At 46.7% G+C, this 14,163-nt stretch carries 19 protein-coding genes and 4 tRNA genes; 4 read left to right on the forward strand and 19 right to left on the reverse strand.

The window, feature by feature from the left end; genetic code table 11:
* From FTT89_RS00210 to rpoD, 4 genes are all read right to left on the reverse strand, one after another.
* Positions 1 to 534, reverse strand: coding sequence for a hypothetical protein (locus FTT89_RS00210; RefSeq protein WP_160241544.1), 534 nt, complete (start codon positions 532 to 534; stop codon positions 1 to 3).
* Positions 535 to 615: 81 nt separating this feature from the next.
* On the reverse strand, positions 616 to 1,275 hold the full coding sequence (lipB, locus tag FTT89_RS00215) for a lipoyl(octanoyl) transferase LipB (RefSeq protein ID WP_180006804.1): 660 nt from the start codon (positions 1,273 to 1,275) through the stop codon (positions 616 to 618).
* A 140-nt stretch (positions 1,276 to 1,415) separates the two neighbouring features.
* Positions 1,416 to 1,703, reverse strand: a complete 288-nt coding sequence (locus FTT89_RS00220) for a YbeD family protein (protein ID WP_005176130.1) — start codon at positions 1,701 to 1,703, stop codon at positions 1,416 to 1,418.
* A 99-nt stretch (positions 1,704 to 1,802) separates the two neighbouring features.
* Positions 1,803 to 3,695 carry an RNA polymerase sigma factor RpoD gene (rpoD, locus tag FTT89_RS00225; RefSeq protein WP_180006803.1) on the reverse strand — a complete coding sequence of 631 codons (1,893 nt, stop codon included), beginning with the start codon at positions 3,693 to 3,695 and terminating at the stop codon, positions 1,803 to 1,805.
* A 374-nt stretch (positions 3,696 to 4,069) separates the two neighbouring features.
* On the opposite strand from rpoD, the gene FTT89_RS00230 reads away from it, so the two are divergent.
* Positions 4,070 to 4,276, forward strand: coding sequence for a PA3496 family putative envelope integrity protein (locus FTT89_RS00230; protein WP_005176134.1), 207 nt, complete (start codon positions 4,070 to 4,072; stop codon positions 4,274 to 4,276).
* A 69-nt stretch (positions 4,277 to 4,345) separates the two neighbouring features.
* Complete coding sequence (locus tag FTT89_RS00235; RefSeq protein WP_005176137.1) at positions 4,346 to 4,870, forward strand: YecA family protein; 525 nt, start codon at positions 4,346 to 4,348, stop codon at positions 4,868 to 4,870.
* A gap of 60 nt (positions 4,871 to 4,930) precedes the next feature.
* Here the strand turns inward: FTT89_RS00235 and FTT89_RS00240 are convergent, their stop codons facing one another.
* The 5 genes from FTT89_RS00240 to FTT89_RS00260 all read right to left on the reverse strand — a co-directional run bounded on the left by FTT89_RS00240 (position 4,931) and on the right by FTT89_RS00260 (position 8,365).
* Positions 4,931 to 5,491 (reverse strand): glycine zipper domain-containing protein, encoded by a 561-nt coding sequence (locus FTT89_RS00240; RefSeq protein WP_016659900.1) that lies wholly within the window; start codon positions 5,489 to 5,491, stop codon positions 4,931 to 4,933.
* 293 nt (positions 5,492 to 5,784) lie between these two features.
* On the reverse strand, positions 5,785 to 6,192 hold the full coding sequence (locus tag FTT89_RS00245) for an ABZJ_00895 family protein (protein WP_075167535.1): 408 nt from the start codon (positions 6,190 to 6,192) through the stop codon (positions 5,785 to 5,787).
* A 39-nt stretch (positions 6,193 to 6,231) separates the two neighbouring features.
* Positions 6,232 to 6,846 (reverse strand): DedA family protein, encoded by a 615-nt coding sequence (locus tag FTT89_RS00250; protein WP_160243472.1) that lies wholly within the window; start codon positions 6,844 to 6,846, stop codon positions 6,232 to 6,234.
* A 74-nt stretch (positions 6,847 to 6,920) separates the two neighbouring features.
* The gene (locus tag FTT89_RS00255) at positions 6,921 to 7,223 is read right to left on the reverse strand and encodes a hypothetical protein (RefSeq protein WP_005176151.1); all 303 of its coding nucleotides are present in this window, start codon (positions 7,221 to 7,223) and stop codon (positions 6,921 to 6,923) included.
* Positions 7,224 to 7,432: 209 nt separating this feature from the next.
* Positions 7,433 to 8,365: a rhodanese-related sulfurtransferase gene (locus FTT89_RS00260; RefSeq protein ID WP_005176153.1), complete on the reverse strand. Its 933-nt coding sequence runs from the start codon at positions 8,363 to 8,365 to the stop codon at positions 7,433 to 7,435.
* A 199-nt stretch (positions 8,366 to 8,564) separates the two neighbouring features.
* Between FTT89_RS00260 and FTT89_RS00265 the strand changes: the two genes are divergently transcribed.
* Both FTT89_RS00265 and FTT89_RS00270 read left to right on the forward strand, forming a co-directional pair.
* Entirely contained in the window at positions 8,565 to 9,056 is a 492-nt protein-coding gene (locus tag FTT89_RS00265; protein ID WP_075174416.1) for a DUF1289 domain-containing protein, read from the forward strand.
* A gap of 49 nt (positions 9,057 to 9,105) precedes the next feature.
* A complete protein-coding gene (locus tag FTT89_RS00270) occupies positions 9,106 to 9,723 on the forward strand; it encodes a LysE family translocator (protein WP_180056934.1) in 618 nt (205 codons plus the stop codon).
* Positions 9,724 to 9,797: 74 nt separating this feature from the next.
* Here FTT89_RS00270 and panD read toward each other — a convergent pair whose 3' ends face one another.
* The 10 genes from panD to lolB form a co-directional block, all read right to left on the reverse strand.
* The gene (panD, locus tag FTT89_RS00275; protein ID WP_005176160.1) at positions 9,798 to 10,178 is read right to left on the reverse strand and encodes an aspartate 1-decarboxylase; all 381 of its coding nucleotides are present in this window, start codon (positions 10,176 to 10,178) and stop codon (positions 9,798 to 9,800) included.
* A gap of 134 nt (positions 10,179 to 10,312) precedes the next feature.
* Positions 10,313 to 10,897 carry an aminoacyl-tRNA hydrolase gene (pth, locus tag FTT89_RS00280; RefSeq protein WP_087662153.1) on the reverse strand — a complete coding sequence of 195 codons (585 nt, stop codon included), beginning with the start codon at positions 10,895 to 10,897 and terminating at the stop codon, positions 10,313 to 10,315.
* A 19-nt stretch (positions 10,898 to 10,916) separates the two neighbouring features.
* On the reverse strand, positions 10,917 to 11,213 hold the full coding sequence (gene rplY / locus FTT89_RS00285; RefSeq protein WP_005176167.1) for a 50S ribosomal protein L25: 297 nt from the start codon (positions 11,211 to 11,213) through the stop codon (positions 10,917 to 10,919).
* A 99-nt stretch (positions 11,214 to 11,312) separates the two neighbouring features.
* Positions 11,313 to 12,266, reverse strand: coding sequence for a ribose-phosphate pyrophosphokinase (locus tag FTT89_RS00290; protein ID WP_005176171.1), 954 nt, complete (start codon positions 12,264 to 12,266; stop codon positions 11,313 to 11,315).
* Between the two features lie 36 nt (positions 12,267 to 12,302).
* Positions 12,303 to 12,377: transfer RNA gene (locus tag FTT89_RS00295), tRNA-Gln, on the reverse strand.
* Between the two features lie 91 nt (positions 12,378 to 12,468).
* Positions 12,469 to 12,543, reverse strand: a tRNA-Gln gene (locus tag FTT89_RS00300).
* Positions 12,544 to 12,562: 19 nt separating this feature from the next.
* Positions 12,563 to 12,637, reverse strand: a tRNA-Gln gene (locus FTT89_RS00305).
* Positions 12,638 to 12,663: 26 nt separating this feature from the next.
* A tRNA-Gln gene (locus FTT89_RS00310) sits at positions 12,664 to 12,738 on the reverse strand.
* The gene (ispE, locus tag FTT89_RS00315) at positions 12,737 to 13,567 is read right to left on the reverse strand and encodes a 4-(cytidine 5'-diphospho)-2-C-methyl-D-erythritol kinase (protein WP_180056917.1); all 831 of its coding nucleotides are present in this window, start codon (positions 13,565 to 13,567) and stop codon (positions 12,737 to 12,739) included. The genes FTT89_RS00310 and ispE overlap by 2 nt, the downstream gene beginning before the upstream one ends.
* A 12-nt stretch (positions 13,568 to 13,579) precedes the next feature.
* A complete protein-coding gene (gene lolB / locus FTT89_RS00320; RefSeq protein ID WP_016659907.1) occupies positions 13,580 to 14,158 on the reverse strand; it encodes a lipoprotein insertase outer membrane protein LolB in 579 nt (192 codons plus the stop codon).
* Positions 14,159 to 14,163: the final 5 nt, after the last annotated feature.

A 14,163-nucleotide genomic window follows, 5' to 3' on the forward strand; every position in this document is an offset into this window, starting at 1 on the left:
TTATGCACTCCGTTGGAAATAGGACTGAGCCACTTTCAGGTAAATATGGGCAGCTCCGCTGAGTTTTTCTTTTAAGTTAAGTTCGGATGGGTATTGTTTGACGGCCAGCTCTGCCAGCAGTTTAGGCAAAATCAGGGCTTCCATTTTGTTCAGGCAACGCACCAGACGAATGGCATAAGACAGGTCACCATCGGCAATCATGCGGTCATGGGCAAAGGCCTGTGCCGTACTTTCCTGAAACGAGAACACCAAAAAGGCATGGGTCAGATGCTTGAAGGTAATGACCAGATCGGGTTTGCCATCCAGTTCAGGCAGCAGTTCGAGCTGATGATCTTCAGTCACCCGGGCAATGAACGCAGGTCCATTGGGAAACACTTTCATGGACAGGATAAAATTTGCGGGAAACTTTGCAACTTCCTGTTTTATTTCTTGATCGACCTGGCTTGCCATCACCAGACCTCTGCCAATCACATCCATCATGAGTTTGACATAGGCCTGTTGCAAAGCGGGCTTCACGGTTTTGCTTGAAATCACTCGCTGAGTCCCTTTGTTAACATCTATTATTGGGTTTAGAGTAAATACTCTAATTTATTTCTTATTCAAAAGTAAAGTCATTTAGGCTTGAATGGTTTGAACCTCACTAAAGTAACCACTGTGCTCTAAAGTTTCAATGATATCTCGGCATAAAGTTTCAAACGATGGATAGTCTTGGACTAAATCCTGAATGCGCACCATTTCCAGACCGGCATACCCACAGGGGTTAATGGTTTGAAAACCACTCAAATCACAGTCAATATTCAGCGCTAGTCCATGGTAACTACGGCCTTTGCGGATTTTAAAGCCCAATGAGCCAATTTTACGCTCCGCGACATAGACACCCGGCGCATCTGCTTTGGCATAAGCTTCAATACCATATTTTTTGAGCAGCGCAATCATCAGGTTTTCGGCATACGATACCAGCGTGCGGACATTCCAGCCCAAACGGTTCAGGTCAAACAGGAAATACGCCACCAGCTGGCCCGGACCATGCCAGGTCACCTGTCCACCACGGTCGGTTTGTACCACCGGAATATGGCTGGGAATCAGAATATGTTCTGCCTTGCCGGCCTGACCTTGGGTCAGCACCTCATGATGCTGCAAAATCCAGAGCTCATCGGGGGTATTGGCATCACGCTGTTCAGTCAACTGCTTCATCTCTAAAAAGCGGTCTTGATACGGTGTTAATTGCGAATACTGGCGAATAATGAGGGTCGGTTTTTGAAGCGCATCGGTCACAGGCTGCGTCCTTAAAAATGAAATCTGCTGATGTGAATTATAATGATTCAGAATAGGAATAGGAGTGTGCCTGCTTTAAATTACTGCGGTTGCACGGTACGCCATAAAAAAACACGCATGAAGCGTGTTTTTTTTGAAACTTAAAGCGCGGTTTTAATCAGCGGGCAGGCAGCTAAATCGGCATAGACCGCATGCACCTGTTCCAGCTCCTCGAAACGCAGCTGTGCGGTAATCGAGTGGTATTTACCGGTACGCGACGGGGTCACGGTCATTTTGTCGCCATCAAAGTCCGGGAAGTGTTTCACGAAAATATCGTTCACCGCTTGACGCAGCTCTGCACCGGCCAGACCAATCAGTTTAATCGGGTAATCCATCGGAAAAACCCAAAGATGCTCTTGTAATTCACGAGAGGGAGTGCGGTCAATCATAATTACCTCAAAAGATTGAAAAACGCCTGCAAGGCGCAGGCGTTTTGGCATTGCTACTTAAATGGGGATGGATTGATCCCAATTCAAGCCGCTGCTGACTTAGTCGTTTTCCAGGAATGAACGCAGGTGTTCAGAGCGGGAAGGGTGACGTAATTTACGTAAGGCTTTGGCTTCAATCTGACGGATCCGTTCACGGGTCACATCAAACTGCTTACCGACTTCTTCCAGAGTATGATCGGTTGGCATATCAATACCAAAACGCATTTTCAGGACTTTGGCTTCACGTTCAGTCAGGTTTTCCAGCACTTCACGTGTCGCTTCTTTTAAGCCTTCTGAAGTTGCAGCATCGACCGGAGAGGTGATGTTGCTGTCTTCAATGAAGTCACCCAAATGCGAATCTTCATCATCACCAATTGGCGTTTCCATGGAAATTGGCTCTTTGGCAATTTTCAGGACTTTACGTACCTTCACTTCGTCCATTTCCAGACGTTCACCGAGTTCTTCCGGTGTCGGTTCGCGGCCCATTTCCTGCAGCAACTGACGAGAAACACGGTTAATCTTGTTAATGGTTTCAATCATGTGTACCGGAATACGGATGGTACGTGCCTGATCGGCAATCGAACGTGTGATCGCCTGACGAATCCACCAAGTCGCATAAGTCGAGAACTTGTAACCACGACGGTATTCAAACTTGTCTACCGCTTTCATCAGACCGATGTTACCTTCCTGAATCAGATCCAGGAACTGCAAGCCGCGGTTGGTGTATTTCTTGGCAATCGAGATCACCAGACGCAAGTTGGCTTCGACCATTTCTTTCTTGGCGCGACGTGCTTTGGCTTCACCCACCGCCATACGTTTGGCAATGTCTTTAATGTCTTTAACATTCAGACCCAACTCTTTTTCGATGTCGGCAATTTTTTGCTGGAAGGCCAGTACGTCAGGACGCACTTTTTCCAGGTAGCCTTTCATCTCTGCAGGAGCTTTGGCAATCTGTTCGTCTAACCATGCCGGATTAGATTCCTGACCCGGGAAAGTCGTACGGAACTGGGTACGGTCCATACGGCCACGACGTACCGCATAACGCATTACTTCACGTTCTGCTGCACGAATCTGGTCATGCGTGCCACGAATCATTTCTGAAATAATATCAAACAGGCGCGGCGCAAATTTGAACATCATGAACACGCTGGCCAGAGCCTGTAACGCAGCTTCCGCTTCTTTGCTGTTACGGCCATGCTTTGCAATGACGTCTTTGGCGTTTTTCCAGGCTTCAGTCAGCTCGGCAAAACGTACTTTGGCAATTTCAGGGTCCGGACCAGAATCCGCTTCAGAATCATCATCCGATTCTGACTCTTCTTCTTCATCGTCGTCATCAAGTTTGACATCTTTGGTTTTGGTGCTCTTGCTGCTCGATTCTTCTTCATCGTCGAGCACGGCTTCATCTTCCAGCACTTCCGGAATTTCTTCATCGGTTTCAGGATCTAAGTAACCTGAAAGCAGATCGGCCAGGCGGCGTTCGCCATTTTCATAATCTTTGTATTCTTGTAGAACCACTTCAACGGCATTTGGCCAGTACGCAATTGAATGCAGCACATCACGGATGCCTTCTTCAATACGTTTCGCGATACTAATTTCGCCTTCTCGCGTTAACAGCTCAACGGTCCCCATTTCACGCATATACATACGCACAGGGTCCGTGGTACGGCCAGGCTCATTTTCTACAGAAGCCAGTACTGCCGCTGCTTCTTCTTCAGCGACTTCATCTGCAGCTTCTGTGGTGTCTTCGAACATCGCATCATCAGATTCAGGTGCACGTTCATGCACAGGAATGCCCACGTCCTGAAGCATCTGGATGATGTCTTCAATCTGTTCGCTTTCCGTGATTGAGTCTGGGAGATGATCGTTAACCTCGGCATAAGTTAGGTAACCTTGCTCTTTGCCTCGGCTAATCAGAGCCGCTACTTGCGAAGTAGGGGAAGTCATATCGCTCATCTTTGCTTACTCTTCGTTGAATCTGTGGCAGTGAAAAACCGTGCATGATAGCACAATTTGCTGTAAAAGTTTCTGATTTGATCAATCAAGCATGATTTTATAAAAATGTTTGAAAGCAAAACTGAATAGGAATATGGGGCATCTTGCCCGGTTTTCAAGTCTGGCATCCGTTTTGTCCGCGAAATATTCTTGTCATATGCTTTAAACTATACTTATTCAGATAAGGTCTTCATAAATACACAAATTTTAGCGCGAAATACAAGCCAAAAATAGTCGGGAAAAACAAAAAATATAAATAAAACTTGACAACTTTTTCAAAGGCAGATAAATAGCGGCTAAACCCATTCACATTTTTTCATTCTGAGGTAGTTTTAGTGTCTTCAACAGATTTTGAACTAGATGATAACTACGGTGATGATGATGTCAGCTTCGATGAAGCGGCAGGTAAAATCAGTGCGAAAGAATCGTTAGAAAAACGTCGCCTGATTGATGATCTGCTGGCACAGCGTCGACTGGAGCGTGATCTCAAGGATTTTGATTATGACTTCGACGAAGATGATTTTGACGACGAAGATGACTGAAATTTGGGTTCAGTAAAGTCTTCGGAAAATGCTATGCTATACCTTGTATAGACGATTTTTGGATTTAAGATGAGTGCTTTAGATTTAGACCTGTTGAGTGAATATCTAGATGGTGACCAGAACGAATACGGTCTAGATTTTGCTGCCACTCATGGTTTTTTGTGTGCCATTGCAGTCGGCCCGCAATTTGACCAATGGCTGGATGAACTGTTTGAAGGCAACCAGAAAAAAGTGCCGGCAGAAATCGTAGCGCAGGTGAAAACCTGGCTCGAATCCATTCGTCAAAACCTGGCCAATGAAGAAGGCATTGAATTTCCATTCGAAATTGAAGAAGCAGATGTAGAATCAAGCTTGGGCGACTGGAGTGTGGGCTTTGTGGATGCCATGTTCCTGAATGAAGAAGCCTGGTTCACGCCAGAATTTGAAGAACAGCTGGTAGATCTGACTTTACCAATCATGGTGTTTAGCGGCATTGATGAAGAAGACCCGCAAATGGAAAGCTTCCGTCGTAATGGTCAGTTAATGGATGAGCTGGCGGAAGAAATTCCGGACAACCTTAATGAACTGTATTTGATGTATCACACTCCAAACTGATGCAAACCGAATAAATAAAAAAACACCTCCTCGGAGGTGTTTTTTTATAGCCGGATTACATTAGCGGGTCATACGGTTCCAGGCATCACGCACCGCATGTTTGGCATCTTCCCAGGCCAAACGGGTATCGCCCTTGGTGGACTCCCATTCGCTGCGTAAATCGGGTTCTACATCTTCAAAGCGTGTACCCGGTTCATAGCGTGAACGCTGGGCATAACCGACCCGATAGGCGGCCTGATAATCGCGCTCATAGCTTAAGTCCGGATGTGTGTTTTGCAGGCTGGTGTAGTAAGGCTGGCTCTGGCTGTGTTCACGCCAGTAAATATCTTCATCACCTTCGGTCGGGTTTTCGGCTTCCGCAGCGGTTTTACCAACCAGACCACCCACCACGGCACCAATGGTACCTCCGACCACTGCGCCAATCGGGCCGGTGGTGGCTCCGACTGCGGCACCTGTGGCTGCACCGCCGACCGCACCGACACCGGTGCCCACCGGATGGGTGCCGGTTTCACCGGTTTTCGGGTTGGCATTCAGCTGTTGCTGCTGCTGTTTTGGCAGCTGTTTGACCTGTTCGCGTTTTTGTTCCTGCTGGCGCTGGGTTTCTATTTCTGGATTCGTCATGTCTGTATCCTCTTGGGGCTGATGATGATCTAAGTAAAATGAATCAAAAAATTAAGATCAATCGGATCGCTTGAGTTTTAACTTAGATCAGACAGCACCCGGCGCGGGCAGGAGAATTGCACCTTTCACGTTAAGATAAATAACTTATGTCGGTTTCTGGTGACGAAAAGCAGGGCTTACTTACATACGGTTAAATTTTCTATGCAGATGCGCTGTCCGGAAGTCACCCATCTGCACGAAAGAATTTACTTCAGGATAATTTGATTTAACAGTGTCTGAAAATCGACTAACTATTACTGTTTGGCGCAATAAGCGGCATACCAGACGTAGGCGGCATAAAATACCGCACCATGGATGGCGACCATACATAGCATCAACACTGCCATGAGGGCCAGTCCCATTTTCTCAGCCGATTGAATAATCTGCTCTGCATAGGGGTTCATCAGCACCATAAAAAAGATAAACAGGCTGCCAATGATGATGGCCACGGCACTGCTGCCCCAAATCAGCTGAATTCTTTCATCTGAGGTCGGCAGGCGTTTTTCACGTTTTACAAAATGTTTGGCATTGATCAGCGCGACCACCACCAGTGTTGGAAAAAGGGTTAATACCCCAAGATTTAAACCATAAACTAGAACCATGGTCAGCAGGACCAGCGCAATGCTGTAGACCGCAGCCAAATGCAGCAAATAGTGTTTCATTGAATCCCCAAGTTTGGCCTGTAGCTCGGCCAATGCACATCACGAAGCGCGTTTACGCATATACCTACGGTATAGAATCCAGCCGATAATCGCAATCACAATTGCAATAATGACATAGCCGACCTGGCTAAAAATTTTCTGCATCAGCGCCTGATTTTCGCCAAAATAAAACCCGACCGCAGCCAGAAAAGTGGTCCAGATGATGGTGCCGAGGCTGCTGTAGAACATGAATTTCCAGAAGGGCATCCGGCTCATGCCGGCGGGAATACTAATTAAAGAGCGTACCGCCGGAATCATGCGTCCGGCAAAGACAATGCGATGTCCATACTGCTCGAACCAGTCCAGTGATTTTTTGACATCGGCCGATTTTAGGAACAGGTATTTGCCGTAGCGGTCGACAAAGCGGAAAATTGCATCATGTTCGAATTTATAGCCGATCCAGTACAGCAAGGCCGCTGCCAGTAGCGAACCGAAACAGCCGGCAATCACGACACCAACAAACAGTAATTCACCTTGTGAGGCCGAATAACCAGCAGAAGGCATAATAATTTCGGAAGGAATAGGGGGGAATACGTTGTCCAGAAACATAAGCAGGGCAATACCGAAGTAGCCCAGCTGTTCCATAATGGAAATAATCCATTCGGTCAGGTTCATAAAGTCAAGAAGGCCTAAAAATTAGACCTTCATGCTAAAGAGGATTGGTTTTTCAGTAAAGAGCTGAAACGTAACTAAAAATCTTCCTCAGCGGTATGCGACAGGGTGTGCACATAGACTTTTCGAAGCCCATACGCCACCAGCAGCGGCAAGACAGCGACAATCAGGTAACCACTCCAGATATTGGAAAGGTGATAGGCAATAAACATTGCCAGAATCGCGCCGAGCACGGTGCCAAACCCCACAATAAACAAGTGTGAACGCTGTTCAAGCTGCTGTTTCAGGTGGTGCAATTGCAGATCTTGCTGCTGATGCGCTCGTTGCAGTAAGGCAGTACGGAATTGGTGTTTATAGCGTGTTGTTATCGTTCTTTGCATAAGTCAATCCTTGTCCATGGGTGAGAATCTGTACGTCAAAATAAAACTGCATTGTTTTTGTTGTGATTTGGAGTTTAGCCTAAGCATGACTGGCTTCTGTTAGTACCAGAGGGTGCTTTGGTATTGAATTGATTCTGGTATGTGAACAGACGTAAAAAAAGCCCTATAAATAGGGCTTTTTGTAAAATTATTTGTACTGGTTTACATTATTACAGACGTTTGCGTTTTGCCGCTGCAATCTGAGATTGACGCATACGGAAGCCGGCTTTCTGTTTTTCTGTGGTTTTATCAATACAGTATTTACAAGATACGCCGTGTTCATAGCTTGGTTCTGCCACTTCTTCTGGCAGTAAAGGCCAACCACAGGCATGACACTTGGTATTTTGACCTTCTTCCACACCATGCGTAACCGCAGTACGACCATCAAATACGAAACATTCACCTTCCCACAGGCTTTCTTCTGCCGGGGTTTCTTCGAGGTATTTCAAAATACCGCCTTTCAGATGATAAACTTCCTGGAAGCCTTCTTGTAGCAATAACGAAGTGGATTTTTCACAGCGAATCCCACCGGTACAGAACATGGCAATTTTCTTGTCTTTGTGCTGTTCCAGTTCTTTTTTCACATAGTCTGGAAATTCACGGAAGGTTTCAGTTTGTGGATCAATCGCGCCTTTAAAAGTCCCGGCCTTGTATTCATAGTCATTGCGGGTATCAATTAAAATTACGTCATCACGTGCAATCAGTTCGTTCCATTCTTTCGGGTCCAGATAATGGCCGACCAGATCACGTGGTTTGACCTCTACACCCAAAGTCACAATTTCTTTTTTCAGCTTGATTTTCATTTTACGGAAAGGCTTGTCGGCGCTGTGCGACTCTTTATATTCCATCGCGCTAAAGCCTTCGTTTAAAAGAAACTGATGTACCTGATCAATGGCTTCGCGGTCGCCCGCCACCGTACCATTAATCCCTTCACCCGCCACAATGAGAGTACCACACAGGTTGATGCTGTTTACCAAGTCTAAAAGACGTTGTTGTAGATCTGCAGGATCTTGAACTTCTTTGAATTGATAAAGTGCGGCAACAACCCAACCAGAGGTCGCTTGCTGTTCTACAGGTGCAAGCTGTTCTACAGTAGCGTTCATGGAGTACTCCAATGTGATATAAAAAATTTGAGGGGCATATTTTAGCGTGAAAGTGCCCAGATAGCGAGAAATCCAGAACAGAAATATGGTTTTAAATCTGCGATAGAGTCGGCTATGATGCCTATCCTCGCCTATGATTTTACCAAAAGTAATACGGCCGCATTCAGGCCGGCATTACTGCGCTTTTCTGGAGTATATTTTGAGTACGGATCGTCGAATCGCCTCATTGACCCCGTGTGCAGGCCGCTGCTCTACGGTATTTGGTGATTCAGTGTGTCGTGGTTGTCGTCGTTTTAATCATGAAGTGATACGCTGGAATGGCTATACCCCCGAACAGCAAACGGCTGTCTGGCAGCGTCTGGATGCCCAGCTGGACCAGATTCTGGTACCAATGTTGCCATTTGCCCGCTTGCCGCAGGTAGAGCATTTTGTCCTGTCAAAGCGGGTGCGTTTACGTCCCGATGCCAGCGCAGGCCGCAAGTTATATCATGCGCTCAAATTATGTGAAAAAAACAAGCATCTGGCCGATGACAGTGGTCTTGGTATTCAGGCCGCGCAGGTTAAACCACTGTGGCAGGAATTTGAGCGTCGGGTACTGGCACTGGCGACTGCGAGTTATGACCTGGCATTTTTACGTGCCGATGGCATTAGCCAGCATTTATTAAAAGTCAGTCTGGAAGAGGATGACTAGTTTTTCATCCTAAGGTTTAAGCAAGAGTAGCGCAGGAGTACCACAGATGATCAATATGGCTGAATATCTGTTGTACTGTCTGGCGGTGGTGATCATGATTGCCACCCCAGGCCCGGTGATGATGCTGGTGATTGGTGCCGGACTCAAAGGTGGTTACCGGCGGGCGTTTCAGACCATTGTCGGGACTAATTTAGCTTCTTTGCTGTTAATTGCCTGCTCGGTGCTGATTTTAAAAGGCATCTTCAATATTCAGGCCTTCTGGCTGGATTTAATTAAGCTGCTAGGCTGTGTCTATATTGCCTATTTGGGGGTGGACATTCTCAAGGAAAGCCGGGCAGCGGCCGGACCGAAACAGGAGACGGCCAGCGCTGTAGGCGGATTTCGGCAGGGTTTTCTGGTCGGGATTTCCAATCCGAAAGATATTCTGTTTTTTAGTGCCTTTTTCCCGCAATTTATTCAGGTCACCGATCATTTTAATGATAGTCTAATCTTGCTGACCGCCAGCTGGATTGTACTGGATTTTCTGACTTTGTCTTTGTTGTATTTGGGTTTTTACCGTTTAACGCTGTCACGCGGTTATCGGCCGGTACTGGCGCTGTGTGGTGCTCTTTTAATTCTGATTGCGCTGTATGGACTAATCAGCACAGCAGGGCAGTATCTGTTTTAAGTAACCCATGACTTATATTTCTGCCATAAAAAAGCCCGCAATGTGCGGGCTTTTTCGTAGGATGATCTTAGGTCTTAAGCGACTTGTACCGGAATACAGTTGGCGGTGTGACTCACGGTGTTGTCCGGGTTGGCATATACCAGGCGTGGTTTATGCGCATTGGCTTCTACTTCAGTGAAATCACCGAAAGTCGCAATAATGATGATATCGCCGACATCTGCCTGATGTGCTGCGCCACCATTGACTGAAATGATGCCTGAATTGTCTTCACCACGAATCGCATAAGTGGTAAAGCGTTTGCCATTGGTTACGTTCCAGACGTGAATTTCTTCGTATTCGCGAATGCCAGCTAAATCCATAAGTTTGCCATCAATTGCACATGAACCTTCATAATGAAGTTCCGCATGTGTCACGAAAGCACGGTGAATTTTGCATTTTAATAAACGAGATAGCATGGCTAGCGTCTCCTTAGTGGACCTAAGATCTTTATCTTATGGTTGAATCAATCACTGCGACCGAATCAGCCGACGAGCGCATTTTGCGCCCAATTTTGCCAGATGGCAAGCAGGATTGTTCAACAATTATTAGGTTATTCGTTGGGTTTATAGGCATTGATCTGGTTCATGGCTTGCTGAATCTCGCCATTGACCAGTAATTTCATGCGAGACAGCGCGTGACTGAGGGCATCGTCCATCAAGCCTTGTTCCTGGCTTGGGGCTTTGCTGAGCACATGACCGGAAACACGTTCTTTAGACCCCGGATGACCAATACCAATGCGTAAACGGTGGAAATTTGGACCGGTGTGTGGAACGATGTCACGTAAACCATTATGACCACCATGACCGCCGCCAGTTTTCAGGCGAATAATCCCCGGATTCATATCCAGTTCATCATGGGCAATCAGCATGGCTTCAGGTGCGATTTGATAGAATTTGGCGAAGGGCACAACACTTTGACCGGAACGGTTCATAAAGGTTGTTGGTAATAGCAGACGAACGTCCTGACCTTCAATATTACCGCGACCGCTGATGCCTTTGAATTTCGGATCAGCTTTTAAAGAGATGCCATATTGATCTGCAAGGCGTTCAACAAACCAGAAGCCTGCATTATGGCGGGTTTGGGCATACTCAGTACCTGGGTTGCCCAAACCAACAATCAGTGAAATATTTGACACTAATTTACACCATTAACACTTATGCGCGTTTGAAGTCAGCGTGCATTGGTGTGTTTTTAGCAGGGTGACGTTGTAACGCTTGGATTTTCACGTTTTCAACTTTGTCGCCTACTTTGATTTCTACAACTTCTTCAAAGAAAGCATTGCTTTCTAAAGCTTTTACAAGCTCACGAAGTTCTAAAGTTACTGCTACTGGCTCAGCGTCGCCACCATAAATGATAGCTGGAACTTGAGCAGCGTGACGAAGGCGGCGGCTCGCACCTTTCCCTTGGTTAGCTGCTTCACGCGCTTGAGCGTTTAATACGAAGTTTGCCATGATAGACATCCTATTTCAGGTTAAATAAACCAGACCTGCGACCGATCTGGTGATAGAAAGCCCTGCATAAAGCAGGGCTTTTGAAAATTTAGCGCACTATTATAGATAAGAATCGAACATTGCGCTAATAGATTCTTCGTTGTTAATACGACGAATTGTTTCAGCAACCATGCTTGCGACTGAAACCTGACGAATCTTGCCAAGGTTTTGAGCTTCTTCTGATAATGGAATGGTGTCAGTAACAACCAGTTCATCAATCACAGAATTCTTTAAGTTCTCAATCGCTTTACCAGACAGCACCGGGTGAGTAGCATAAGCAACCACTTTACGCGCACCAAAAGTTTTGAGTGCATCTGCTGCTTTACACAGGGTACCTGCGGTATCGACCATGTCATCCACGATGACGCAGTCACGATCTTTCACATCACCAATCAAATGCATCACTTGTGATTCATTGGCTTTTTGACGACGTTTATCAATGATCGCAAGGTCGATATCCCCCATTTGCTTGGCAACAGCACGGGCACGTACGACACCACCCACGTCAGGTGAAACCACCATCAGGTTGTCGTGTGACTGCTGGCGTAAGTCAGCAAGCAGCGCTGGCGTACCGTAAATGTTGTCTACAGGAATATCGAAGAAACCTTGAATCTGGTCAGCGTGCAGGTCAATCATCACCACGCGGTCAATACCGACAGTGGTCAACATATCTGCAACCACTTTTGCAGTAATTGGCACACGGCTTGAACGAGGACGACGATCTTGACGGGCATAACCGAAATAAGGAATCACGGCAGTGATACGGCCAGCACTTGCACGACGCAATGCATCTGCCATCACCAGGATTTCCATCAGGTTATCATTGGTTGGGGCACAAGTAGGCTGAACGATGAAAACGTCTTTACCACGTACATTCTCGGTAATTTCTACAGCAATTTCACCGTCAGAAAACTGACCGACTGAGGCAGCACCTAAAGGAATGTGAAGATGGCTTACGACTTTTTGGGCGAATTGTGGATGCGCAGTTCCACTAAAAACGACAAGATTGGGCATGAAGCACCCTTGGCGGTTGGAATGTATGGAAATAGATGGCAGGGGTAGCTGGATTCGAACCAACGAATGGCGGGATCAAAACCCGCTGCCTTACCACTTGGCGATACCCCTAATGCGGCAGAACTTTAATATTTTTGCTGGTCGATGTCAAGGTAAATTAACAGCAGAACAGCAAACCAATGCTCTGTCTTTTTCGAGAAAATGGCAGGGGTAGCTGGATTCGAACCAACGAATGGCGGGATCAAAACCCGCTGCCTTACCACTTGGCGATACCCCTAAATTTGATGACTGTAAGATGGCAGGGGTAGCTGGATTCGAACCAACGGATGGCGGGATCAAAACCCGCTGCCTTACCACTTGGCGATACCCCTAATACAGTACATCTACAGGTGAAAAATGGCAGGGGTAGCTGGATTCGAACCAACGGATGGCGGGATCAAAACCCGCTGCCTTACCACTTGGCGATACCCCTATTCAACTTTGAAATGAATTAATGGTGATTCGGCTAAACTGTGGACCAGGTAAGCTTTACATGGTGCCTGAGCCAGAATCTCATCAATCTTCATTTCTGAAGTCACTTCAATAAAAACACAGGCACCTGTACCTGTAAGCTTGGCAACTCCGAACTGATCCAGATATTGCATGGCTTCATCGACTTCAGGATATAAGGCTCTGGCCAGTGGCTCAAAGTTGTTTCCGAAATCAGATGGCTTCAACTGATAGGCGCAAAATTTAGATGGCTTCGTATCTCTTGTCAACGTTTTTTGTGAAAAAAGCAGTTGAGTGCTGATAAAACAGTCAGGTTTTAGCACTATGTACTGTTTTTGTTCTAAGTCTATGAATGTTAAGTGTTCACCAATACCTTCTGCCCAGGCATTGCGGCCATGGACAAAAATCGGCACATCGGCGCCCAGTTGCACCCCTAAATCGGCCAGCTGCTCAGAATTGAGTTCACATTGCCACAGTTGGTTCAGCACAATGAGGGTGGTGGCGGCATTGGATGAGCCACCACCAAGTCCGGCACCCATAGGAATCTGTTTGTCCAGCCGGATTTTTAAACCGGTCGGCGCTTGGGCAAAAGGTTTTAAGATCTGCGCCGCCCGATAAATCAGGTTCTGTTCCAGATCGACTGAATTTAAACCGTCGATCTGAATCTCGGCTGTATCCAATGGCTCAAATTCAAGCCAGTCGTAGAGATCGATCAGCTGGAAAATGCTTTGCAGTTCATGATAGCCATTTTCACGGCGGCCAGTAATATGCAAAAACAGGTTCAGTTTGGCAGGTGAGGGAACACGAATCATGACAGCACAAAATTAACGGTTTTGGATCACCATTGTAATACGGTTCTCCTGACCGGATTCAAATGTTTGCTTTAAAATTAAACGGTTTGGCAAACGCGCCTGTTCGTTATAGCTTAAATCAACGGTCCAGCCATCTTCTAGAAACTGGGTTGGACGACGCTGGCTATCGTAAGCGACTTTGGCCTGTGTGGTGGCCGGACGTGCCTGCACCCAGTCAATGATATGACTGATTGGCGCTTGCCAGCCGGTGGCCCGCTGCAGCAGTTCTTCGGCTGTTGCTGCCTGAATGGTGCCGGTTTTGGCGCTATTCAGTGTGACTTGTCCCGGCTGGCCGGAAATCTGTGTTTTACCGACGCCTAAAATGCCGCTTAGCTCAATATCAAACTGTTCCTGCTGTTGCAGCCAGTTAAAAAAGGCGCTGCCTGATTGCTGTGGTGTGCGTACCCCGATTTTTCCTTGCAGATGAAACTGATTTTCTGCCTCAACCATTGGGCTTGCGGGTGTTTGCGGTTGGGTGAACTGCTGACAACCACCCAGCACCAGGGTGCTGACCGTGACAAGACTAAGACTGAGTTTGGAAATAAGTTGCATGCGTA

The sequence above is a fragment of the Acinetobacter sp. YH01025 genome (assembly GCF_013420185.1).
In the GTDB taxonomy this organism is placed as follows: Bacteria; Pseudomonadota; Gammaproteobacteria; order Pseudomonadales; family Moraxellaceae; genus Acinetobacter; species Acinetobacter indicus.

Bases quoted from the DNA above. Each gene is read 5' to 3' on its own strand.
- FTT89_RS00220 (WP_005176130.1), bottom strand. From the start codon at position 1,703: ATGATTGACCGCACTCCCTCTCGTGAATTACAAGAGCATCTTTGGGTT.
- rpoD (WP_180006803.1), bottom strand. From the start codon at position 3,695: ATGAGCGATATGACTTCCCCTACTTCGCAAGTAGCGGCTCTGATTAGC.
- FTT89_RS00235 (WP_005176137.1), top strand. From the start codon at position 4,346: ATGAGTGCTTTAGATTTAGACCTGTTGAGTGAATATCTAGATGGTGAC.
- FTT89_RS00240 (WP_016659900.1), bottom strand. From the start codon at position 5,491: ATGACGAATCCAGAAATAGAAACCCAGCGCCAGCAGGAACAAAAACGC.
- FTT89_RS00245 (WP_075167535.1), bottom strand. From the start codon at position 6,192: ATGAAACACTATTTGCTGCATTTGGCTGCGGTCTACAGCATTGCGCTG.
- FTT89_RS00250 (WP_160243472.1), bottom strand. From the start codon at position 6,846: ATGAACCTGACCGAATGGATTATTTCCATTATGGAACAGCTGGGCTAC.
- FTT89_RS00255 (WP_005176151.1), bottom strand. From the start codon at position 7,223: ATGCAAAGAACGATAACAACACGCTATAAACACCAATTCCGTACTGCC.
- FTT89_RS00260 (WP_005176153.1), bottom strand. From the start codon at position 8,365: ATGAACGCTACTGTAGAACAGCTTGCACCTGTAGAACAGCAAGCGACC.
- panD (WP_005176160.1), bottom strand. From the start codon at position 10,178: ATGCTATCTCGTTTATTAAAATGCAAAATTCACCGTGCTTTCGTGACA.
- rplY (WP_005176167.1), bottom strand. From the start codon at position 11,213: ATGGCAAACTTCGTATTAAACGCTCAAGCGCGTGAAGCAGCTAACCAA.
- FTT89_RS00290 (WP_005176171.1), bottom strand. From the start codon at position 12,266: ATGCCCAATCTTGTCGTTTTTAGTGGAACTGCGCATCCACAATTCGCC.
- ispE (WP_180056917.1), bottom strand. From the start codon at position 13,567: ATGATTCGTGTTCCCTCACCTGCCAAACTGAACCTGTTTTTGCATATT.
- lolB (WP_016659907.1), bottom strand. From the start codon at position 14,158: ATGCAACTTATTTCCAAACTCAGTCTTAGTCTTGTCACGGTCAGCACC.